Genomic DNA, 24,806 nt, shown 5'->3' on the forward strand with positions numbered 1-24,806 from the left:
TTTTCATTAAACGAAATTTTATAACCTTATTAAATACATATTACGGTATATTAAAAAAAATAACAAGTCAGTTATATATAGCATTTTTGACCTGTTATTTTATCCCATATTCATAACACCTTAAATACTAAACTTCTAAAGCTTATACTTAGGCTTTTAATTCTACCATAGTAACACCATCTCCACCTTCACCATAAACACCTAGTCTATATGATTTTACATGTGGGTGTCTCTTCAGCATATCATTTATAGCTTTTCTAAGTACTCCTGTACCTTTACCATGAACTATTGTTACTTCTCCCAAATTTGCTCTATAAGCATCATCTAAATATTTATCTGCTTTATAGCATGCTTCTTCAGCATCCATACCTCTTAAATCCACTCTTGATTCTACACTGCTTAAATTAAGCTTCACTTCTCGTTTCTTTCTTACTTTTTCTTCTTTAGTAACTTTTGTTTTTCTTAAATCACTTAATTTAACATTAATTTTCATGATTCCAGCTTCAACTTGAACTTCACCTTTATTATCTGGAAGAGATGTAACTATTACTTGTTGATTTAATGACGGAAGAAAAGCCTCCATTCCAAGGTTAACCTTGGTTATAGCTTCACCTTCATTTTCCTTCATATTGTGAATGCCTTTTTCTTTTGCTTCTAAACTATCTTTAAGTTTTTTACGTTCTTCTTCAAGCCTTTGCCTTCCTCCACTTGATATTCCTAGTTTTTCAAGTTCTCTCATAGCTTTTAGAATTTCATCTGCTTCATCTTTCGCATTTGATATTATCTCTTTTGCTTCACGTCTAGCATCCATATATGCCTTTTCTCTAGTATTATCTAATTTTTCAAGCTTTTCCTCATATTTTTTCTTAAGTTCTTCTGCCTGTTCCTTAAGCATTCTAGCTTCCCTTGCTTCCTGTTTAGCTATTATACTCTTTTCTTGAAGATCTCTAATTAAATTCTCAAATTGAAGATTTTCTTCTGACATATATTCTTTTGCTCTTTTTATTACACCTTCTACAAGCCCTAATCTCTTAGATATTTCAAAAGCATTAGATTTTCCTGGAACTCCAATTAATAATCTATAAGTTGGCCTTAAAGTTTCTATATCAAATTCAACTGAAGCATTCTCAACTCCGTCAGTCTTTAATGCATAAGCTTTAAGTTCACTATAATGAGTAGTTGCAATTAGCTTTGCTCCTCTGCTTCTTAGAGTTTCCAATATTGAAACCGCAAGCGCTGCACCCTCTGCTGGATCTGTACCTGCTCCAAGTTCATCAAATAATGCCAAAGACTTATCATCCACATGCTTCATAATATTTACTATATTAGTCATATGAGATGAAAATGTAGACAAACTTTGCTCTATGCTTTGTTCATCACCTATATCAGCAAAAATTTCATTAAATAAGGCAATAGAAGAGTTATCTCTAGCTGGTATTAAAAGACCACTTAGACCCATAATATGAAGCAATCCAACAGTTTTTATAGTAACGGTTTTACCTCCGGTATTTGGTCCTGTTATCATTAAGGTTTGAAATTCTTTTCCTAAATAAATATCAGAAGGCACAACCTTATCACCTTCAATCAAAGGATGCCTTCCTGACAAAATGCTGAAGGTTCCATCTTCATTAACTATTGGCTTTATTGCATTTAAGGCTGAAGCATATTTTGCTTTTGCAAATATAAAATCAAATTCAACTAATACCTTTAAATTGCTTAAGCATTGTTCTGCATTCATCTTAACCTTTTGGGAAAGCTCTGAAAGAATTCTTTCTATTTCAGCCTTCTCCTTAAGAACTAATTCTCTTATTTCATTATTTAAATTAACCAAGCTCATAGGCTCAATAAAAAAAGTTGCACCAGTTGAGCTTTGATCATGTACAAGTCCTGGTACCTGGCTCTTATATTCTGATTTTACTGGAAGCACATATCGGTCTCCCCTCATGGTATACAAATCATCCTGCAGGTACTTTGAATTACTCTTCACTATAGAACTTATTTTTTCTCTAACTGAAGAATTTTTTTCCTTAAGAGTCCTTCTTATATTATATAGAGTTTGACTAGCTTTATCACTAATTTCATCTTCTGAAACTATGGCTCTTTCTATTTCGGCTTCTAATGTTTTTATTGGAACTAATATAAATGCTAAATCTTCAAGCCTTGGGTATGCTTTTTCTACTTCTTCTCTTTTAAAAAATTCCTTCGTAGTTCTAGAAGCTCTAAGCATTCCACCAACTCTTAACAATTGCTCCGGACTTAACGTACCACCTTTTTTAGCTCTTTCAATACCCTCATGAGTATCGCTAAGTCCTTCAAGTGGTAAATTCCCCTTTGTAATTAAAATCTCAAGCGCTTCATTAGTTTCCTCTAATTTATTATTTATTTCATATAAATTATTATATGGCTCAAGCTTATTAATAAGCTCTTTTCCCGCATTTGTTCTTGCGTACTTTTTTATTTTCTCTTTTATTTTATTAAACTCTAATATTCTTAGAGATCTTTCATTCATTTAATCACACCCCTTAGCTCAGTTAACAGTTTACAGTTACAGAACAAATTTTTTCAGAATTTGACTAATACATATTTAGGAAATTCTAAAAAATTTCATTCTCAACTGTTAACTGTGCACTATAAACTGTGAACTGTTATTCAACGCCTCGTTTATAGTGGCCTTTTGTATATTTATTATCTTCATTCTTCTTTTTATTAGAAATTTGTTCTAATACATTGACAACTTCTTCGTAAGTCTCATCCTTAAAATCTACCCTAAAATTTTTAATATTAAAGGACTTAAGTTCTTCTATTTCATCAATTAGGTTTGTAGCTAACGAATTTAAAATATAACTTCTGCAGCTATTATCACATAATACACTGAAACTTTCATTCATCCTGTCTTTTAATTTAAAGGTATCCTTCATACATACTTTATTGCATTCCTTCTTTGATGATTTATTGCCAAAAGTACTTCCAATAGGGCAATATTCGCTAATCATTAGTTCAGTTTTACCATAAATGTTAATTCCGACTTTACAATTAACACTTTTAGTTATTTCCTTTATTTCTTTTCTATTTAACTCTAAACTTAAGCATGGAATATCAACATCTTCTGCATAGAATTCCGCAGCTTCTTTATTAAAGATATTTAGTTTATAATCACCTATTATAAACAATTTATCTTTATAAATTTTTATTATGCCAGCATTTGATGTTATTATTCCTTTTATATAAGGCATTAATTCTTCTATGACATTGACCACATAATTAAATTCACCTTTAATTATATTAGGCACCTTTAGATATATATTTTTATCCTTTAAGCCTTGTTCATATAAATTCTTCAAATCTCCTTTATTCAAAGAATCTTTCAACTTACTGAAAAATATATTCAATGCAATATTCTGAATTTCAGGATTTTCTACCAATGCCTTCAATTGACCCTTTGTAATGCAGCTGTAAATATATCCTAAATCTTCATCACATTTTTTATTTTTTGCTTTTGGAGTCTCTAGAACTCTTTTTCTTCTATATGAGCTTACCTCTTCCTTTAATATCTTTTCAAATAGCTCTCTTCTTAAATTATTTATAGCTGCTATCCTTATAAATCCTTCGTCGAACTCATCAAAAATTATTTCATCAAATTTGTAAGGAATTTCTCCTGACTTACTTAAGGCTTCTTCAACTCTATCTCTTGTTAATGGCTTATTTTGAGCAGCTTCAACTAGTTCACCATAAACCTTATGTTCTTTTCCATTCAACTTAGTTTTAATGCAAAGTGGTGAATTAACCTTAAACTCAACTTCCCCTACTAAATTTATTTTTCTCTTATACTGCTTTAAATCTTCTTTTAATTCATCATATAACTTTTTATCTGACATCTTATAAAGCTTGTAGCCTTTTTTATAGCCCCCAGTTGGAAATAATTTAACCTTCTCTCCCCTGTGTGCTTCTTTAACTTCGTTATTATTCTTTAAGATTTTACTTAAAGTAAATCCATCATCAGCTGCAAATCTTATTCCATCTCCTAAAAACACATCTTCTTCTAATATGATTTCTCCATCATTCATAATTTGCCCTATAAATACTCCTGTATTTTTAGGATAATTATAACTCATCATATCTTTTCCTGTATTTTTATATAAATATGCTTTAGCAAAGCCTTCCCTATTAAATAATTTTGCCAGTTCTCTTCTTCCTTTTTGAAGATCAAACTTTGTATTTTTTGATACTTTATCAATTGATTTTCTATAATTTCGTGTAACACCTGCAACATACTCGGGTTTTTTCATTCTTCCTTCAACCTTTAATGATGCTGTTCCACTCTTTATTATTGCATCTATATCTTCAATTAAGCATGTATCCTTAGGACTTAAAAGATATCCTTTTCTCTCACCTAAAGTTTCGCCTTTTAAAGTATATTGCATCCTGCAAGGCTGTGCACATCTTCCTCTATTTCCGCTTCTCCCACCAATCATAGAACTCATCAAACATTGTCCTGAATAACATACGCATAAAGCTCCATGTACAAATATTTCAGTTTCTATTCCCAAGTCTTTTGAAATATACTTTATTTCCTCTAATGAAAGCTCTCTTGATAAAACTATTCTTTCTAAGCCCTTTTCTTTAAAATATAAAGCTCCTTCTGCATTATGAATTGTCATTTGAGTTGATGCATGTAATTCAAAATCTGGGTACACATCCTTAATCAGACTTATTAAGCCTACATCTTGAATTATTAATGCATCTACTCCAATTTCATAGAGATATCCTACATATTTTAGCGCTTCTTTTAGTTCATTTTGTTTTAAAAGTGTATTGATTGTAACATACACCTTTACATTATAACTATGAGCATAATCTAATGCCTTCATCATAGTTTCATTATCAAAATTTGAGGCGTAAGCTCTTGCTGAAAACTTACTGCCTCCAAGATATATTGCATCCGCTCCATTGTTTATTGCTGCAATTAAACTCTCCATGCTTCCCGCTGGAGATAATAACTCAATTTTATTCATGTCTCTCCTTTTACTTAGGCATAATCAAAAAATAACAAGTAAATCCGCCACCTATTTCTTTCGTAATGCCTTACCTTCTCTTTTTAACAATAGGTCCTACCTGCTCTTTTTTAACTTTTGCTACTTCTATTTCTGCATCTATAACTTTAGCCTGCAATTCAAAAACCCTATGTTGAAAATTTTTAGCTTCTTGATTAAGTGTGTTGTTTATATTAGTTAGTTCATCTCTTTCTTTTACTAATTCTGAAATTTCTTCTTTTAAATCCTCTATAGATCCTTGACTTGAATCCAAGTCATTTTCTTTAGCCTCTATTTCTTTTTTTAGTTTTAGAAAGATACTTTCTTTATCTTCTAGTTCTTTTTCTAATCTTTCCACTGCCCTTTCTTTACTGCCAAGTTCTTCTTTGACTCTTCTTAATTCACGGTCCATATTTTCCAATTCTTTGCTCAATTCTTCTATTTCTTCAACCTTAGAATTAATTTTCTTTTCATATTCTACCTTAGCTTCATTAACTTGGAATTTTAATTTTTCATTACTACTTCTTGTAAGTTCTAATTCTTCCTGTAAAACTTCCTTTGTTCTATCGCCTTTTTCTATTTCTTGTGATAACGCATCATTAGCATCTCTTAAATTATTAATCTCATTATTTAATATTTCTTGATCACCTTTTAATTTAGAAATTTCAGTTTCTAAATCAACTTTTTCCTCATTCATTGTATTAATTTGATTTGACAAAGTTTCATTCTCTCTAGTCAACTTATTTAATTGTTCATCGCATTCTGCAATTTTATTGTTTGATGCTTCATTTAAATCAGTTAACTGCCTATTGAGCTCCTCTTTCTCTTCCTCAAACTTTAAAGTGATTTCATTCCTAAAACTTACTTGTTCTTCTAATTTTATTTTATACTCTTCAATCTGTTTATTGTAGCTAATGCACTCTTCATTTAGTTTTTGTTCATTTTCCTTACATAATTCATATTTTTTATGCAATTCTAAATTCTTAGTATTAATTTCGCTTAATTCATTATTTATTATCTCTTTTTCCTTATTGATTTCTCCCATTTCACTTATTAAAGTTTTTGCTCTTTCAGCAGATACCTGTAATTCCCTATTCAATTTTTGTTCATTACTTTTAACTTCATCAATTTTTTTATAAAGGCTTTTATTTTTTTCTTTAATTTCACTTACTTCTTTACTTAATGCCTCATTAATGTTTTTCTTTTTATTAAGTTCATCTGCTATTGATTTATATTCTGCAATTAACTTTTGATTTTGAGCTTTAAGATCGTTTATGGTATTATTCAATGAATTGAAAGCTGAATCTGCATCTTTATATTTTATCTGCAGCGCCTTTTCCTTCTCCTCAAAATCAGCTTTAATACTTGCAGTATCTTTAACAGAACTTTCTAATTTCAAGCTTAGCTCACTCAACTTTTTCTTTAGATCGTCATTTTCTGCTATAATATCTTCTTTATCTTTTATATACTTGTCCAATTGCAAATCACATTCATAAAGTTCATCTGCTATATTTACTGCAGTCAAAACTGCAGCTGCAGTCGAACTTAAGCCTGCTCTATTTGATATTATTTCTTTAATTCTTGTATCTACAAAATTTGCCACCCCTAGCAAATATTTTTCATCTTTTTCCCCTTTTAGGTTGTAATTGATACCATTTATGTTAACTGTTACCTTGATCATAATAACACCTCGTAAAATTCTTTGTCTCACTTAATTATATTGTATATTCCTTAATAAAACAATTATATATGCCCAACAAAGTACGAATTCTTCACTTTTTCTTAAGATTATTTATCATCAAAAATTCAATTCACATTTTTTTTAATTATTAAGATATAATTCTCTATTTTATCGCTAATTAATTTAAGTATATTTTCTTACCAAAAATATTTTCGTAGTTATTAGTTTTTGTGCTATACTTATTTTGATTATTTTATTGTTTAGTGTTATTTAAGGCACAATCAAAAAAATAAAAAGTTCATGTGCCTAAATGATTAACATTACTTTATTGTGTTAATCATTCTTATTATAAAACTAGAATTGGACGGTGAGTAAAATTAATATTAAATCCATTTTAAGCATATTATTATCGAAAATTACTGCATTTCTTGCGAAACATGTTGTAAAAGGCGGAAGTAATTTTCCTGGTAGAATAGCATTAAAAATTGATAAGTCAATATTAAAAAAGGTCAGTAAAGGATATAGAGTTATCTTAGTAACTGGAACTAACGGAAAGACAACCACGACCAGTATGATTTATAATATCTTAAAAGAAAACAAATTCAATGTTATTACTAATAATACTGGTGCTAATATGTATCCTGGAATCGTGGCTTGTTTTGTTTCAAATTACTCTTTTTTTAGAAAGAAAGAAAATCCGTACGCAGTAATAGAAGTAGATGAAGCCAATGTTAAGTTTATTACAGAACATCTAGCTCCTGAAATAATAACTGTAACCAACTTATTTAGAGATCAATTAGATAGATATGGCGAAGTTTATACTACCTTGGTTAAAATAATGGAGGGAATAGAAAAAGTACCAACATCAAAACTTGTTTTAAATGGAGATGAATCTTTGCTTGGCAGATTAGAGATTAAAAATCCAATAGTATATTATGGTTTCAATACTCCTGTTAAGGAAAATACTTCTTTAGATTTAAATGCTGATGCAAAGTTCTGTAAATTTTGTAAAGCTCCTTATTCCTATAATTTAGTTACTTATAATCATTTAGGCGACTTTTATTGTCCGGAGTGTGGGTATAAACGTGCAGAGCTTCAATATGCTGTAAATAAAATCTTTGATTTAACTCCTGAGAATTCTTCCGTTTTGATTAATGATTGTGAAGTCTTTATAAGTCAATCAGGGGCTTATAATATATATAATGCTTTGTGTGCTTTTGCAATTACCAAAGAACTTGGTGTATCTGATTCAGTTATCAAAACATCACTTCAAAACCAAAGTTCAAGCTTCGGCAGACAGGAGCAGATAACATTAGGAAATAAGGATGTACAGATTATCTTAGTTAAAAATCCTGCTGGATATAACCAAGCTTTAGATATTCTTGCTTTAAACAAGGATGAATTTTCAGCGGTATTCATGTTAAATGATAATTATGCTGACGGTCGTGATGTTTCCTGGATATGGGATGTAGATTTTGAAAAGATATCTGCTCTAAATATTAAAGATATTTTTGTATCAGGGCTTAGAATGTATGATATGGCTGTAAGATTAAAGGTTGCAGGGCTGAGCGTTGATAAATTTGTTTTAAAAGAAGATTATGAAGAATTAACAAATAAAATTAAAGATTCAACCACAAAGAAAATATACATCCTTGCAACTTATACTGCAATGATAAATTATAGAAAATATCTTCATTCAAAAGGTTACATCAATAAATTATGGTAAGGAGATAAGAAATTATGGAATTAACTATTTGTCATTTATACCCAGATTTATTAAATGTATATGGTGATTTAGGCAATGTACTTATTCTAAAGCATAGAGCAGCTCTTAGAGGAATTGATGTAAATATAATTAATTCTTCTTTAGGTGAAAATATCGATGAAGAAAATGTGGACATCATCTTCTTTGGCGGCGGTCAGGATTATGAACAGTCTATAGTTTCAAAGGATTTAAACGAAATAAAAAAAGAAGCTTTGACTAGTTTCATTGAAAATGGAAAAGTTATGCTTGCTATCTGTGGAGGATACCAACTGTTAGGTAAATATTATACTGCTCCAAACGGCGAAAAGATAGATGGTATTGGAATTTTGGATGTTTATAGTGAAGGTGGAGACACAAGATTTATCGGAAATACAGAAATATTCAATGAGGAATTTAATGAAACTTATGTAGGTTTTGAAAATCATTCTGGAAGAACTTATATAAATAATCATACCCCACTTGGAAAGTGTATTCATGGGTATGGTAATAATGGAGAAGATGGTTTTGAAGGCTGTATTTACAAAAATACCTTTGGCTCATATTTTCATGGTTCTTTTCTTTCTAAGAATCCCGAATTCGCTGATAGGCTCTTAAGCATAGCGTTAAAAAATAAATACGGCAACGATGTTCAGCTAGATACTTTAGATGACGAATTTGAACTAAAAGCTAAAAATTCTATAATAGAGCGCTTAAAATAACAGCAAAATGTAATATATTGCATTAAAATTTTACATATCATTTATTGTTATAGATTTACATAAATGATATACTAGAAATGTTTCAATATACTTATGGCATGTCTATTTTTTAATATGCCTCATACGTTTAAATAGAATTGGAGAGATTTGACTTGAAAAAAAAATCAATTTTAAAAGCACTTGCATTAACCCTTTCTCTTTCATTATTTAGTCCATTGGCTATAGCAAGTTACGCAGCAAATTCAAATACAACACCTAAAACTGAGACTTCAGCACAAAACTTACCAGATATTAAAGCTGAAGCAGCATTAACAATGGATTTAGAAACAGGGGAAGTTATTTATTGTAAGGATGCCGATAGCAAAAGATATCCTGCAAGTACAACTAAGCTATTAACTGGTCTTTTGTTATCTGAAAATAAGAAACCAACTGACGAACTTGAATATACTAAATCTGCAAAAGAGCAGCCTGAATATTCGATAAACCTAAATTATATGCACAACACTATGCAGCCTGGTGATAAAGTAGGTGCTGATGACATAATGAAAGGACTACTTTTATTCTCTGGTAACGATACTGCATATGTAATTGCTGACAATATATCTGGTGATGCCAAAGCCTTTGCTGATTTAATGAATAAAAGAGCAAAGGAACTTGGAGCTACTCACAGTAACTTTGTTACTCCTAATGGCTTGCATGATCCAAACCATTATACTACAGCATATGATCTTTCTTTAATCATGAAGGCAGCTTTTGCAAATGACTGGGAAAGATCAACTATGGAACTTCCAACAGCTCCTGTAACAATTAAAAATTCTAGATTGATTCTAGAAAATAGAAATGTAACTCTTGGCAAAAACGGTAATCTTGCAGGTAAAACTGGAACTACTAATGAAGCAGGTGGATGCTTAGTTACTGTATATGAGAGAGATGGACGCCAAATAATTGGTGTTGTTCTTAAAAGCAGACAGCTTGATAATGCTGATATGACTAAATTTAATGATATGGATGCTATCATGAATTATAGTTACGCTGCTACAAAACAAGTTTACAAAACAAGTGGTGAAAATGTAGGAACTGCTGAAGTAAAATATAAGCCCTTTATTGTATTTGGACCTACTAAAACTATTTCAGTACCACTTAAACTAACTCAAGATGTAAATTACTACAAAAATGACATTAATGATGCTGAATCTCAAATTACTTATGATGGAACAGATTCTAGTGCATGGAGTTTACTTTTTAATAAAAATGCTAAATTAACTTATACTACAAGAAATCATTCTGAAGAAGTTGCAGGTACAGTAGATGTTTCTCTTGGAAGCCTAATTAAAGATAATTTACTTACATATATTGCAACTATCGTAGTAATAGCTATAATAATTACTTTAGTGGTTCTTATTAAAAATATGGCTGCTAACTCTAGACGTAAAAAGAAAAGTTATTATGGCCGTTCAAATAAAAGACGAAGATATTAATAACTTAACAAATTAATATTTTAATTTGTTTTAATGCAATCTATATAAAGCATCTTTAAATAAATAGGCGGTATACGTTCTAATTATTTGGAGATGCTTTTCTTTAAAGGAGTTAAATTGAAAATGGATAAAATTGATCTTAAAGGAAGTGTAATTTTAAACCCAGTACCCGTAGTTTTGGTAACTTCCAAAAATAAAGCTGGAAAAATTAACGTTTTTACTGTTGGATGGACTGGTACTATAAATACAAAGCCTCCTATGCTTTATATTTCTGTAAGACCTGAAAGATTGTCCTATGAATATATAAAAGAGACTATGGAATTTGTAGTAAATTTACCTGGTTCAGATTTAGTAAAAAAAGTAGATTACTGTGGAGTTAGATCTGGCAAAAAAAATGATAAAATCACTGAGATGGGATTTACCTTAATTGAAAGCAGTAACATTTCAGTCCCTTACATAAATGAATGTCATATAAATATTGAATGTAAAGTAAAAAACATAATTCCGCTTGGAACTCATGATATGTTTATAGCTGAAGTAATTGGATCTCATGTTAATAAAGATCTATTTGATGATAAAGGCAAAATTCATTTTGAAGATGCAAATATGATGTCTTATTGCCATGGAGAATATTATCCTCTTGCAAAGAGGCCTACTGGCTCTTTTGGATTTTCTGTTATGAAAAAGAAAACTAAAAAGCGTAGAAATCTTCAAAATCAATCTGAGAAATAGTTTCTTCTAAACATTGAAAAAGGCTGTTTCAAGATAATTATTCTATACTAATAATTATTTTGAAGCAGTCCTTTTTATAGGTAGATAAGTCCTATAATATAAAATGTTCCTCTAATGCTTTAATCATCTCATTTTTAAAAGAATCATACTTATTTACATAAGTTACTTCTTCATTTTTTTTATCATATATAACAAGCGAAATATGTACATTCTCATCGTCATCATAAGAAAGTAAGTATCCTAATTCCTTATTATAATCTAAATCAATTTCTTGAAAATCATTTGAAGTAATTTCATATAGATTTCCTTCTTTTTTCTCTAAAGACATATATCTTTGCTCATTACCTTCACTTGAATTAAGTCCTTTTTCTTGATTTTTTTTACAGTACTTTTCATGATTCAAGGTTATAAATATATTTTCTTTATTATACCTGCCAAATGTGAAATATAAATACTTATTCTTTTTAATAAACGAAATCACAGATTCCTTTATTTCATAATTTGAATTGCTATATTTCTTTCCATCCTTACTTATAGATGACATCAAACTTGTATATTTTCCATCCCAAGTAAAATATTTCTTTTGCCATTCTTCAAGAAACAACAACAAATTTAAGAAATCCAAATCTTTATATTTCTTTTTTATTAAATGCTCACTTTCAAGTACATCCTCTAACTTTTTTCCTATTGACTGATCTATTTTTTCTTTCACAGCTTGTCCTTGTTTTTTTAAAAAATCACTAAAATCATTTCCAACACTAGAGGTTAAAATAAATTTCAAGATTATCTTATTATATTTTAGAATATTTTCTTTTTTTTCCTCTATACTTTTTCCAAAATTCATACTGCAGGTATCTAAGTATTCTTTTATTAAATTTGAATCTTTCTGTATATATCCTTCTCTTCTTAAACGAATCTGACTTAGATCTCTTTTAATATATTCATCCATAAGATAGTCTTGTTTTTTAGCATTTTTAGTTTTTATTGAAGTAATTATTGGTATAGTCTTTGATAATTTTTCTTCTAAAGCTTCTTCAACATTTACAATATAATTTTTAGGAAATTTAGAATCGCATTTTTCATGTAGACTTTCTTGAAACTTATTAATCACATTAATTTCTTTAAGAATATCCAGCTCTCTTTTTAATATAACTTTTTCTTCAATTTCTGAAACAATTAATAATTTGCTTTTTTCAAAAGCATATCCTACTCCATAAGTTATAAGTAATTCCTCTTCTGCCATATTTGCTTGTCTCCCACATATCTTATTATTTACATTTTCAATAGTTTTATAAATAATTTAGCTTATATGCTTAATTATAATTTGCCGCTAATCTTATAATCAACAAGTAAATATTAGTAAACCTATGCTATAGTGCCATTCCTAATAATAAGCTATATAAATGTATTTTTTTATTAAGTATGCCTAATTTTCTAAACTTTTAAAGCCTTTTCCTAAAACCTCACTTGTTTCATTTACTGTAATAAATGCTTCTGGATCATTATTTTTAATAAATTGCTTTAATTTTATAAATTGGCTTCTTTTTAATATAGTTAAAACCACACAATTACTTTTCCCAGTATATCCACCCTTGCCATAAAACACTGTACATCCCTTATCTATCTCATTAATTATGTAATCTGAAATAAGTCTTTCATTTTCAGTAAACACCATAATCTGCTTTGACACATTGAATCCATCTATGAACTTATCAATTAAAGTCCCTGTTAAATATATGCTGACTAATCCAAACAACGCTAATTCCCTACCAAAAGTATACATTGCAAGGAGTACCACTACAGAATCAGAAATTAAAAGACTTTTCCCAAAATCAATATTTAAATATTTATTTAAAATTTTTGCTATGATACTTGTTCCACCGGTTGTTGCATCTTGAGTAAGCATAATTGCTGTCCCAAATGCCAAAAGTACACTTCCAAATATTGATGCAAGCATTAAATTATCCGTAAAAGCTACTGGAGTATAAATCTTATCCATAATCGCTAATATAAATGATAATCCAAAAGCTGCATACATGCTCTTAATTCCAAAGCTTCCCCCAATAAGAGCAAACGCCAATATAAATAATATTACATTACTCACTACCATAATAGTTCCTGTTTCAATTCCTAAAATATTATTAATTACAAGCGCCAATCCTGAAACTCCTCCTGAAGCTATTCTGTTAGGAAAGAAAAAAAATTCAAGTGCTATTACTACTAATATTACTCCTATTGTTATGATTCCATATTCTTTTAATTTTTTCATATTCTCCTCCATTTTGTCATAAAGTTGTTATATATACCTGAAAAATATAGTTATATTATAAGATTTTTCATATTTCTATACATATATTACCCAACTATATGAAAAAAATAAAGCTATTCCTACCGTTTAATTAAAATAATTATCAAATATGCGATTTTTTATAAGCTTTGAATATATTATAAGCTTTCTCCTAAGAATGTTTTTCTTAAGAGAAAGCCCATGACACAAGTGAAAACAATAATCTAATTTCTATTTCTAACCAACTTCTTTTCCATTATTGCAACAATTTCATACATTATGAAAGCGATAATAGAAAGAATTACTATACTCATCATTACCATATCTAATTGGGCAACCTGCCCTCCATATACTATTAAAAATCCAAGCCCATTTCTAGCTACAAGAAACTCTCCCATTATTACGCCAACCCAGGATAACCCTACATTTATTTTTAATGCCGAAATGAAAATAGGAATTGAATATGGAAATATTAGATATCTTAATATTTGCAACTTAGTAGCTCTAAATGTATTCATTAGCATAATTTTTTCTTTATCTATCTCATTGAAACCTGTTAGTACACTTATTATTGTTGTTATAATTGATATTAAAAGCGCAATAACAATTATAGCCGGCATACCATTTCCAATCCAAAATATTATAATTGGAGCCAAAGCAACCTTAGGAAGTGCATTTAACACTACTAAATATGGATCTAATATCTTTGATGCTCGAGGACACCACCACAAAATCACAGCTATTAATACCCCGAATATTTCACCCAAGGAGAACCCTAAAATAGTCTCATAACAGGTAACACCTATATGCTTAAATAAACTGCCATCTTCATATAAAGATATGAAGGATTCAACTACTCTAACCGGACTGGAAGTCAAAAATGGATCAATCCACTTAAAAGTAGCAGCTATCTGCCATAAGGCAATAAAAATAACAAGTATTAGGACCCTGCTTATAGCTATCCATCTTCTATCTTTCTCAACTTTTTTTAGAAATAGCTCATGTTCCTTCGTTAATTTTCCTTCTTGTGCTACTTTTTTCTTAAACATTTCCTTGATCAAGCTCCTTCCATAGCATGTTAAAGTAATCGCTAAATTTTACATCTTTTCTCTTTTGGAATGGAGTTAAATCATCTTGATTAAAATAAATAGGCACCTCTACCTTTACATTAGATGGTCTTTTAGATAATACTATTACCTTTTCCGACATGGAAGTAGCTTCTGCTATGTCATGAGTTACCATTACCGCCGTCTTCTTTTCAGTCTTTATTATCTTATAAACATCATCGCAAACTATTAGTCTAGACTGATAATCTAAGGCAGAAAATGGTTCATCTAAAAATAGTATTTCTGGATTTAACGCCAACGTCCTTATAAGTGCGACTCTTTGCCTCATTCCCCCTGATAATTCGCTTGGATAATGATTTTTAAATCTTAATAAACCATAAGCATCTAACAATTCATTAACTCTGGATTTTGCTTCATCAGTTAATTTTTTCTTTATTTTTAATCCAAGAATTACATTTTCCCAAACCGTATTCCATTCAAAAAGATGATCTTTTTGAAACATATAACCTATTTTATCTAAGTTTTTCTTTATCTCCTCACCTTTGTATAGAACCTGACCTTGAGATGGTTCTAATAATCCACTCATTATATTTAATAAGGTAGATTTTCCACAACCAGATGGTCCCAATATTGAAATGAATTCTCCACTATCAACTTCAAAGTTTATATTTTTTAAAGCCGGTGTTTCTCCTTTAACAGAATGATAATTCATAGATATATTTGATATTTTTAACAAGCTCAAATAAAATCACCACCTTCTCATCTTTATGTGACATTTACTTAACTGCTTTTTCAGCATAAGAATTATCAACTATCTTAGAAAACTCTGGTCTTTGTGGAAGCAAGCTCTTATCATAATCTGAGATTATATCCATAAGTCTATTTAAATTTTCTTCTTTAATCTCTGGTGTATGAGCTATTGCATCGATGTTTTTATAGTTGTCTATAACAGTCATAATCGTATCTTTATCTGTTCCTGGAAAATATTTAATTATGCTGTCTGCTGCTTCTTCTGTACTATGACTAAAGAACCATTGTTGCCCTTCGTAAATTGCCTTTGTAAAACCTTCAATTACCTTAGGATTTTTATCCATATAAGATTTTGTAGAAAAGAAACAAGTATAAGGCATAAGTCCTGATTGTTCACCAACTGACGCAAGTATAGTTCCTGTACCATCCTTTACAAGAGCAGATGCTGTTGGTTCAAAAAGTGCCACATAATCTCCAGTACCTCCCTTAAATGCTCACTACATGAAAAAGCGATTTTAAGGATCCCCTCTTAATTTTTTTTTTAAGAATATGCGTAATTTAAATCGTATTTTTTACCAATCCAATTTTTGTTCTGTATCCCATATTATTTTTTTTATGGTTATTGTTGAAATAAATCATAAAATATCGTACAATGGAATTGTCATAAAGTAGGTATTGAATATTTACCCCTTATAAATTTCAATACTTTATATACCCTAAATCCCTATATATAAAAGAAACTAGTTTACCCTCTAGTTTCTTTTTTTATTTTGAATATATTTTTTCTATCTTCACATAATAAAAAATATACTTATTTGTATTTTACTAACTAAGAATTATGAAAGGTGGTCATGTAATGAAAAAATATATTACTGTATTCTTTATTTTTTTATTTTTATCATTCACTATGAGCATAGTAAATACTATGGCTGATACTAAGCCTTTTTCTCAAGGATTTTATACATTAAAAGATTTAGACCTAATGGAAAATACTAATTATGCAGTTCGAAATACTTCTACTAATTATAATGCCTACTTAATTATTTTTGACGATCAGGAACGAATGCAAGAATCTGTTCGTTTGGAGCCTCAATCATTAAAGCATACTTTAATTCCTCTTAAATCTAATTATAATATTTTAATAGTTGGTAAAGGAGATATAGTCTTTTCTTAATACATGAAACTTTTCATATTGAATCAGAAACCACATATGTTTTTCATTTCTACGAATTAATTTGTTTTTAATATTTTTAAAGCGTTATTTAACACTTGCAGCCTTAATTCTGGAGGACACATTTTCATAACAGCAGCAACTTGCAATTCTGCCACTAATTCATCAAAACCTTTTTTGTCACCCGATCTTAATCCTATTATAGTTACCTTCAATATGCCGTCTTTCATCTCTATTCCTCCAAGTATAATCTAAATCATTCCATTGTATGTTTTATCATCTCAATGCGTTACCTTGAAAGCTTTATTATTATAAATGCAAATATCATTTACAGGTATTTTTTTATTATCTAATAATCATCTTTCGCACTTTTATCAACTTGACTATCAAGTAAAGTAAAAAGATCTTTTTCCATTTGCCAGGTAGTAAATATTTTCATAATGCATATAATTGCTGTGAAGTATAGTATTTTTTTCACTAATTTTTAATAAATATATTTAGCTGTACTTAATCAATCTAACCTATGTATAAAGCCACAAGCACTAACATAAATATTTTGGAGGTATAACTATGAAAGCAGCCATTTACTCAAGAAAATCAAAATTTACTGGTAAAGGTGAAAGCGTAGAAAATCAAATAGAATTATGCAAATTTTATGCTAAAAATAACGGTTATGATGATATTTACATATATGAAGATGAAGGTTTTTCAGGTGGTAACATAAACAGACCTGAATTTAAATCTATGATGAAAGATGCTAAATTAAAAAAGTTTGATGCAATTATTTGTTATAGACTTGATAGAATTAGTAGAAATGTTTCTGATTTCTCTACTCTTATTGATGAGTTAAAAAAACTCGACATAGATTTTATTTCAATACGAGAGCAGTTCGATACTTCTAGTCCTATGGGTACTGCCATGATGTTTATTAGCAGCGTATTTGCTCAATTGGAGCGCGAAACCATAGCTGAACGTATTAAAGATAACATGTATGAACTTGCAAAAACTGGCCGCTGGCTTGGTGGTACTCCGCCTTTTGGTTTTTCTTCTGAGCCTGAATATTATTTAGATAATAACTCTAAGCAAAAAAAGATGATGAAATTATCACCTATTGATAAAGATCTCTCTCTAGTAAAATTCTTCTTTGAGCAATATTTATTTCTTGGAAGCCTTGGAAAGCTTCAAAAATATCTTCTAGAAAACAATATTAAAACAAAAAGAAATTCTAACTGGGATATAAAAGCATTACAACTCCTACTTAGAAATCCAGTTTACGTTAAATCCTCTGAACTCGTAATAAATTATCTTTCAAATAAAGGTACAATTGTATTTGGTAAACCAAATGGTAATGGGATTTTAATCTATAATAAAAAAGACTCTAAAGATAAATATAAGGATATTAGTGAATGGATTCTTTCTATCTCAAAACATGAAGGTATAATTGAAGACACTTTATGGATTAAAGTTCAAAGACAATTAGATAAAAATAAGGATCTTGCTCCTAGATTAGTTAATGGCAGTGCATATTGTGTATTTAACTCTGTGTTACATTGTGCGAAATGTGGTGGAAAAATGATACAAAAACAAGGCCATATTTCTAAAAAAACTGGTAATATACTTAGGTATTATGTATGTATAAATAAAATTAATCCAACCGCTACCATCTGTGATTCCAAAAATATAAGAATTGATAAGTTAGAAGAATCTGTTCTAAAAGAGCTTTTTAAAGCTTCTGAAAATAAAGGCTCATTAATTAAAGCCATTGAAGAATATAAAAAATCCTTAGAAGCTGAATCTATAGATAAAAATAATATTAAATCCTATGAGAAACAAATCTCTCAAAAGAAGCTAAAAATAAAAAATTTAGTAGACAAGCTTTCTTTAAATCCTAATATATATGAATTACTCTCTTCCAGAATTGAAGAATTAAACAAAGATATAAATGAATTAAAACTTAAGAAGTCCGAATTAGAAAACATTAATGATTTTAAAGCAGCTATCAAAGAAATTGATGCTTATGCTTCTATGATTCTTAACTTTAAAAATTTATGGGAAAATGCTGATCATTTTACAAGAAGGTTTCTTATAAATTCTCTTATTAACCATATTTCTTACAATTCAGATACTAACGAAATTATCATTACTCCGTTTTGCACCAATAAGTCCCATTCAAAGAAATAGAATGTTAATCTCTACCATACTTTCATGCGCCTAAAAAGGCGCTTTTTAATGTAGCACTCAAATGCTCCTGCAGTTGCAGCAAAATCTATATTAGTAACCATATCAACATCAGTTTTAGGATTAATATTATTTTGCTTCATGGCATATTCAAAGGCCATCTCTGGCACACCACCTGGTCTTCCTCCTATAATTTTCTTTCCTTTTATATTTTGCCAACTGAAATTATCCTCTTTAGTTCTTCCAACTAAAAATGACCCATCCTTTTGTGTAAGCTGAGCAAAAAGTATTGGGTAATCTTCTCTTCCTTGATTATTAATATAAATTGTTTGTTCTGGTCCACAGAAACCAATGTCTGCTGATTTACTCATAACTGCCTGCATAGTCTTATCAGCACCTTGTCCTGTCTGCAAATCAATTTCAATTCCATTTTCCTTAAAATATCCCTGACTCATTGCTATATACATTGGTGCATAGAAGACAGAACGAGTTACTTCATTTAAACGTACAGTTACTATACCACCACTAGTAGATTTACTATTACTGCATCCAAACATAGATATAACCATCACACATGAAATCATTAAACCAATTAATACTCTCAATTCTCTTTTCACGAAGAAAGCATCTCCTAATAGTATTTATGGTGTATAGTATGATATTTTATCGAAGATTGTTCTAATTTATAGTAGTTATGCGCATAAAAAAACTATTGCAAAATAATTAATATCATTTTGCAATAGTCCTCTAATATGATTTCATATTTTATATAACTATTTAACTTTAAATTGTGCTACTAACTCACTTAGTCTGCCTGCAAGTTTTGATAATTGGCTGGCTGAATTTCCAATTTCATCCATAGTAACTGCCTGTTCTTCTGCTGATGCTGATACTTCTTCTGTTGCAGATGCTGTTTGTTCTGATATAACTGATGTTTCCTGCATTTCTGCCACAGTATCTTTAGCTGTCTTAATCATTGTTTCCGTAGAATCATATACATCTCTTACTACATCAAAAATATTACTTATGGCTTTTTCAATATTATCAAAATGAGCTTCAGCTTTCTCTGCTGTTTCCATACCAACAGTTATTTCTTTTGAACCTTCATTCATACTGTTAGTTATATTTTCAATTTGCCCTTGTACACCGCTTATTAGTTTTGATATCTGACTTGCTGCAGTAGCTGATTGTTCAGCAAGAGTTCTAACTTCATCTGCAACAACTGCAAATCCTTTTCCTTGTTCTCCTGCTCTTGCTGCTTCTATTGCTGCATTTAATGCAAGTAAGTTAGTTTGACTTGCAATGTTAGTTATTACTTCAACTATTTTCCCAATCTCATTTGATTTTTCAAGCAATATCTTGCTTTCTTCCAGATTAGTTTGATTATTATCAACAATTATTTTCATGCTAGCTACAGATTTATCTATAGCTTCAAAAGCAACTGCACTTATATTATGAGATTCCTCAGCTGTTTCAAGCATATTGTTACACTTAGTCACAACTGCTCTGCTCACTTCTTCCATTTCAATCGTCTTTTCGCTGGCTATTGTTACCTGCCTTGATTGTTCAGTAGTATTTCCTGCTATTGATTCTATTGCCTTAGCAATTTCCTCTGTAACTTTAGTGCTGTCATCACATGAATTAGCAAGATTTGCAGAAACTTCATTAACTTTGGCTGACTCATCAGTTATATCCTGCACTATTCCCCTTAATGCTCCAATAGTATTATTAAAGGCTTCTGCAAGATTTCCAATTTCATCTTTTGATTTTACTTCAACTGATCCACTTAAGTCCCCAGTTGATACAACCTGAGCAAACTCATTAAGCTTTACTAAAGGCTTAATTAAATGAGTTGTAACAGCAAATATTACTATAGATAATATCACTATGATTGCCACAGCTAATCCAAGCATCATTAATATAAGACGATCAGCTGATGCAAAAAGTTCATTTTCATAAACTACATTAACAACTGTCCAATCTGCTACTGGTACCTTAGCATAAAAGGCAATCTTTTTATCAGACCCGCTTCCAAAGCTGAAAACTCCTGGCTTACCATCTTTAATAAGTTCACTAAGTTTAGTCAAATCAGGATCATTCACTGAATCTATTTTTTCCTTCATAGCCCAGTCAGCATTTGGATGAACAATAAATGTACCATCACTGCCTATTAACATTCCATATCCTTTATTTCCATATTTTAAATTCTTTACTTGATCTTCTACAGTTTCAATTGTTACGCTGGCAGCTGCTCCAATTATTGCTTTTCCCTGATTATCTTTCTGCCACGCAAACATCATAACAACATTTTTATCATAAGCTTGAGAGTATGTAGGTTTAAATATTGCGTCATAAGGTACACCATTTGTTTTGGAATATCTTTCTCCTGCTTCTTGTGCAGCACCTTTGGCCCAGTTAGCTGTAGCAAATTGTCCATTACTAACGTTGTAATATCTTGCCTGAAGCTTATTTAAACCATCTGGACTGCTCCATTCACTAGGTTCTATATTATTTACTATATGCAAGGCTGCATATTCATTAGGATACGCATTATTAATAAACTTAAATCTTGATGAATTTATTTCATCTATCAATTCTAATGAACCATCATTACTTTGTAAATCTACATTAGGATTTTTCTCCAAAAACGTTTTAAGTATTGGATTCTGAACCGTTTCTTGAACTTCTCCTAATCTTCCGGTTAACCATGTGTTTATATGATTTGTTGATTCAGTTGTTCTTTGTGACATTGAGTTAACCAATTCAGTCTCTAATATATGTCTAAAATTTATATATGCAACTCCTGTTAAAGACAGTAATCCTACTATTACCAATGGCAAAATTACAACCATAAATTTTGATTTAAATGACATCTTCATAATCAATCTCCCCCTAAACTTATGTAAAATTTCTATTGTTGAAATTCACCATTATGTAACCATATATGGTTTAATTCTGTTTCTTTTTTTTCAAAGTTTTTTCTTTCTCTTACTGGCTTTGCTGGCACTCCAGCAACCATTGTATTTCTACTTACATCTCCAGCAACTAGTGAACAAGCTGCTACTATTCCTTGTTTTTCAATTGTCACACCAGGTAATATTGTTGTATTTGAATATACTTTTGCATAATCCTTAATTATTACTGGTGCATATGTTCTTGATACATGATCATGCTCTTCATGAGAATGTGTGAAAACCGTCACTCCTTCAGTTAATGTAACTGAATTACCTATAACTATTCCACCTTTTGAATCTAAAAATGTTCCCCTATTTAAAAATACATTATCTCCTATTTCTATGTTGTCAGGTACATTGAAGCGGACATTTTCTTCTGCTATGAAGTTTTTCCCACAAGATTTAAATAGCTTTTTTGCTAACAACTGTCTATACGGAATAGCAAAGTTAGATATAAGGCACATTGGTGACTTATCTAAAACTTCCCATAAAAAATGTAGATATCTTTTTTCCTTTGTGAATCCTAATTCCTTATTCTTAGGTAAATAATCTCCATACAATTTCATTTCATCTAAAATTTCTAAAGGAAAAGGACATTTTATTAAATCTAAAATTTTTATTACACTTTCTTTATTTACCTCTTCATTTAATATGTTTTTTACTTTTTCTAATACTTGCTCTATTTTACCCATTCTATGTATTGATTACCAAAATTGCAAAAGTAATCTTCTCCCTTCCCCGTTAATGTTCACTGCAATTTTTAAAGTATTGAAATGTCGCTAAGTTACATAAACTACAAAACAGCTGATTCCTGAATTTAAAATAATAAACATTTAACTTAATTATCATTATCAATTCAAGTTAACTTTTAACCCAAATATAGTCCACTCCTTTCCTAACCTTTATGCAATTTATCAGTCACTGCTTATATGGTTCACTTTTTACTAAGGAAAATTTTCGATAAAAAAGGTGCCTATAAGTATTTAGGCACCAAAAAATATTATAATCATGTTTTATAAAAAATAACTTTGGCAACCTGACGATCATAGAAAAAACTTTCCCTTAGACTCATAGCTTTGCGTCCTTACCTTTCGATAAGTATGCTATTAACATCATAATATATACTATTATATTCCATTATTACACTAATTATATTAAATTTCAACATTTTATATTAAATCTATATTAAGTAAAATGAAAAAAAGTTCATTTTATATAATCTTTAATCTGTTTTTTCCATTAAATAACTTTTATTTTTTTTTATATTGAATTTTATTATTTGTTTGTAAACCATTTAGATTAATATCTTATTATTTATTTCTATTTAGTCCTAATGCAATCATCTCATATTTATTATTCTTTTTATTTAATTGTTATTTTTTAAATAATATGTTAATATATCATTGTTATTTTTAAAAATTTCCGATTATATTTCATAAATATTTTCAAATATGGAATTTTATTTTTTATACTTACAGAAAGGAGGATTCAATATGAAATTATGGTCCATTGCTGCTATTGCAATCTACATTCTCATCTTACTCATAATTGGATACAATTCATACAAAAAGACCTCTAATATTTCAGACTATATGCTTGGAGGCCGAGGTCTTGGTCCTATGGTAACTGCTTTATCAGCCGGAGCAAGTGATATGAGCGGCTGGATGCTTATGGGACTCCCAGGTGCAGTCTATTTAACCGGTATATCTAGTCTTTGGATTGGAATAGGATTAACAATAGGCGCCTATTTAAATTATCTTTTACTAGCTCCACGTTTTAGAGTTTATACTGAGGTCGCAAACGATTCTTTAACAATTCCAGATTACCTTGAAAATCGCTTTAAGGATAAATCAAATGTTTTGCGTTTAGTATCTGGAATCGTAATACTTGTATTTTTTATTCTATATGTTTCATCAGGAATTGTAGCAGGAGGGAAATTGTTTTTAGATACTTTTGGATTAACCTATACGATGGGAGTAGTAGTTACTTTATCTGTTGTCGTTCTTTATACTTACTTTGGTGGTTTTTTAGCAGTAAGCCTTACAGATTTCTTTCAAGGAACACTAATGTTTATCTGCTTAATCATGGTGCCAGTTGTAGCATTTATCAATATAGGAGTAGATCCTGGTACCTTTACAAATAAGATAACGAATATTGACCCTGCATTGTTCGACATGTTTAGAGGAACCAGTATAGCTTCTATCATTAGTCTTCTGGCTTGGGGACTTGGTTATTTTGGTCAGCCACACATTATTGTTCGGTTCATGGCTATAAAATCTCCAAAGGAACTAAAGTCAGCACGAAGAATTGGTATTGGATGGATGGCAATTGGTCTCTTAGGTGCTGTTGCAAGTGGTCTTGTAGGACTAGTATATTTTACAGAACATAAAACACCATTAAGTGATCCGGAAACAGTCTTTCTTCGCCTTGGAGATATTTTATTCCATCCGTTTATCACAGGAATTATACTGGCAGCTGTACTTGCTGCTATCATGAGCACTATCTCTTCTCAGCTTTTAGTTTGCTCTAGTTCAATTACAAAGGACTTTTATCTAACATTATTAAAAAAAGAAGTTTCTGAGCACAAACAAATGATAATAGGAAGGTTATCTGTACTAATAGTTGCAGCCTTAGCAACCATCCTTGCATATTTACCTAATAAGACAATCCTTGATATTGTTGGTCAAGCATGGGCTGGTTTTGGTTCATCTTTTGGACCACTTCTCCTATTAAGCCTTCATTGGAAAAAAATGACCAAATGGGGAGCATTATCAGGTATGATTGTTGGTGGATTAACAGTTATAATATGGATAGCTTCAGGTTTATCAAGCTATCTATATGAAATGATTCCAGGTTTCTTCCTATCACTTATATCTATTGTTATTGTCAGCCTTCTAACTTATAAGCCTAATAGCATTATTGATAAAGAATTTGCTACAATGGAAAAGACATTGTTAGATATGAACTAAAGTTATATTTGATTATTTTACAATTGAAGCATAAACTTAAAGCACA

The 24,806-nt window shown here is 29.9% G+C and carries 17 protein-coding genes, 2 pseudogenes and 1 riboswitch; of the genes and pseudogenes, 7 read left to right on the forward strand and 12 right to left on the reverse strand.

Going from position 1 to position 24,806, the window contains the following annotated elements; all coding sequences use genetic code 11:
• Positions 1-148: 148 nt before the first annotated feature.
• The 3 genes from CLOBL_RS12175 to zapA all read right to left on the reverse strand — a co-directional run bounded on the left by CLOBL_RS12175 (position 149) and on the right by zapA (position 6,711).
• Positions 149-2,509, reverse strand: a complete 2,361-nt coding sequence (locus CLOBL_RS12175) for an endonuclease MutS2 (protein ID WP_077859283.1) — start codon at positions 2,507-2,509, stop codon at positions 149-151.
• A 136-nt stretch (positions 2,510-2,645) separates the two neighbouring features.
• Positions 2,646-5,012 carry a U32 family peptidase gene (locus CLOBL_RS12180; protein WP_077859284.1) on the reverse strand — a complete coding sequence of 789 codons (2,367 nt, stop codon included), beginning with the start codon at positions 5,010-5,012 and terminating at the stop codon, positions 2,646-2,648.
• A gap of 70 nt (positions 5,013-5,082) precedes the next feature.
• On the reverse strand, positions 5,083-6,711 hold the full coding sequence (gene zapA, locus CLOBL_RS12185) for a cell division protein ZapA (protein WP_077859285.1): 1,629 nt from the start codon (positions 6,709-6,711) through the stop codon (positions 5,083-5,085).
• 367 nt (positions 6,712-7,078) lie between these two features.
• On the opposite strand from zapA, the gene CLOBL_RS12190 reads away from it, so the two are divergent.
• The 4 genes from CLOBL_RS12190 to CLOBL_RS12205 all read left to right on the forward strand — a co-directional run bounded on the left by CLOBL_RS12190 (position 7,079) and on the right by CLOBL_RS12205 (position 11,384).
• The gene (locus CLOBL_RS12190; protein WP_077859286.1) at positions 7,079-8,437 is read left to right on the forward strand and encodes a Mur ligase family protein; all 1,359 of its coding nucleotides are present in this window, start codon (positions 7,079-7,081) and stop codon (positions 8,435-8,437) included.
• Between the two features lie 14 nt (positions 8,438-8,451).
• Complete coding sequence (locus tag CLOBL_RS12195; protein WP_077859287.1) at positions 8,452-9,174, forward strand: type 1 glutamine amidotransferase; 723 nt, start codon at positions 8,452-8,454, stop codon at positions 9,172-9,174.
• Between the two features lie 152 nt (positions 9,175-9,326).
• Positions 9,327-10,652: a D-alanyl-D-alanine carboxypeptidase gene (locus tag CLOBL_RS12200; RefSeq protein ID WP_077859288.1), complete on the forward strand. Its 1,326-nt coding sequence runs from the start codon at positions 9,327-9,329 to the stop codon at positions 10,650-10,652.
• Between the two features lie 123 nt (positions 10,653-10,775).
• Positions 10,776-11,384: a flavin reductase family protein gene (locus tag CLOBL_RS12205; RefSeq protein WP_077859289.1), complete on the forward strand. Its 609-nt coding sequence runs from the start codon at positions 10,776-10,778 to the stop codon at positions 11,382-11,384.
• 91 nt (positions 11,385-11,475) lie between these two features.
• Here CLOBL_RS12205 and CLOBL_RS12210 read toward each other — a convergent pair whose 3' ends face one another.
• The 5 genes and pseudogenes from CLOBL_RS12210 to CLOBL_RS12230 form a co-directional block, all read right to left on the reverse strand.
• Positions 11,476-12,627: a hypothetical protein gene (locus CLOBL_RS12210; RefSeq protein ID WP_077859290.1), complete on the reverse strand. Its 1,152-nt coding sequence runs from the start codon at positions 12,625-12,627 to the stop codon at positions 11,476-11,478.
• 183 nt (positions 12,628-12,810) lie between these two features.
• Positions 12,811-13,653, reverse strand: a complete 843-nt coding sequence (locus CLOBL_RS12215) for a YitT family protein (RefSeq protein WP_077859291.1) — start codon at positions 13,651-13,653, stop codon at positions 12,811-12,813.
• Positions 13,654-13,895: 242 nt separating this feature from the next.
• Entirely contained in the window at positions 13,896-14,720 is an 825-nt protein-coding gene (locus tag CLOBL_RS12220) for an ABC transporter permease (RefSeq protein WP_077859292.1), read from the reverse strand.
• Positions 14,713-15,480, reverse strand: coding sequence for an ABC transporter ATP-binding protein (locus CLOBL_RS12225; RefSeq protein WP_077859293.1), 768 nt, complete (start codon positions 15,478-15,480; stop codon positions 14,713-14,715). Before CLOBL_RS12225 ends, CLOBL_RS12220 begins: the two co-directional genes overlap by 8 nt.
• Before the next feature lie 34 nt (positions 15,481-15,514).
• Positions 15,515-16,002: pseudogene (locus CLOBL_RS12230) on the reverse strand (ABC transporter substrate-binding protein); the annotation flags it as partial.
• Between the two features lie 342 nt (positions 16,003-16,344).
• Here CLOBL_RS12230 and CLOBL_RS12235 point away from each other — a divergent pair.
• A complete protein-coding gene (locus CLOBL_RS12235; RefSeq protein WP_077859294.1) occupies positions 16,345-16,662 on the forward strand; it encodes a hypothetical protein in 318 nt (105 codons plus the stop codon).
• A gap of 56 nt (positions 16,663-16,718) precedes the next feature.
• Here the strand turns inward: CLOBL_RS12235 and CLOBL_RS27990 are convergent, their stop codons facing one another.
• The gene (locus tag CLOBL_RS27990) at positions 16,719-16,889 is read right to left on the reverse strand and encodes a hypothetical protein (protein WP_179117740.1); all 171 of its coding nucleotides are present in this window, start codon (positions 16,887-16,889) and stop codon (positions 16,719-16,721) included.
• 340 nt (positions 16,890-17,229) lie between these two features.
• On the opposite strand from CLOBL_RS27990, the gene CLOBL_RS12240 reads away from it, so the two are divergent.
• Complete coding sequence (locus tag CLOBL_RS12240) at positions 17,230-18,840, forward strand: recombinase family protein (protein WP_077859295.1); 1,611 nt, start codon at positions 17,230-17,232, stop codon at positions 18,838-18,840.
• Positions 18,841-18,896: 56 nt separating this feature from the next.
• On the opposite strand, the pseudogene CLOBL_RS12245 reads toward CLOBL_RS12240, so the two are convergent.
• The 3 genes and pseudogenes from CLOBL_RS12245 to CLOBL_RS12255 form a co-directional block, all read right to left on the reverse strand.
• A pseudogene (locus tag CLOBL_RS12245) lies at positions 18,897-19,454 on the reverse strand (ABC transporter substrate-binding protein); the annotation flags it as partial.
• Between the two features lie 156 nt (positions 19,455-19,610).
• Positions 19,611-21,716 carry a methyl-accepting chemotaxis protein gene (locus CLOBL_RS12250; protein ID WP_077859297.1) on the reverse strand — a complete coding sequence of 702 codons (2,106 nt, stop codon included), beginning with the start codon at positions 21,714-21,716 and terminating at the stop codon, positions 19,611-19,613.
• A 32-nt stretch (positions 21,717-21,748) separates the two neighbouring features.
• A complete protein-coding gene (locus tag CLOBL_RS12255; RefSeq protein ID WP_077859298.1) occupies positions 21,749-22,483 on the reverse strand; it encodes an acyltransferase in 735 nt (244 codons plus the stop codon).
• Between the two features lie 335 nt (positions 22,484-22,818).
• Positions 22,819-22,906, reverse strand: a riboswitch (cyclic di-GMP riboswitch).
• Positions 22,907-23,284: 378 nt separating this feature from the next.
• On the opposite strand from CLOBL_RS12255, the gene putP reads away from it, so the two are divergent.
• On the forward strand, positions 23,285-24,760 hold the full coding sequence (putP, locus tag CLOBL_RS12260) for a sodium/proline symporter PutP (protein WP_077859299.1): 1,476 nt from the start codon (positions 23,285-23,287) through the stop codon (positions 24,758-24,760).
• Positions 24,761-24,806 lie beyond the last annotated feature (46 nt).

The sequence above is a fragment of the Clostridium sp. BL-8 genome (assembly GCF_002006495.1).
Classification (GTDB): domain Bacteria; phylum Bacillota; class Clostridia; order Clostridiales; family Clostridiaceae; genus Clostridium.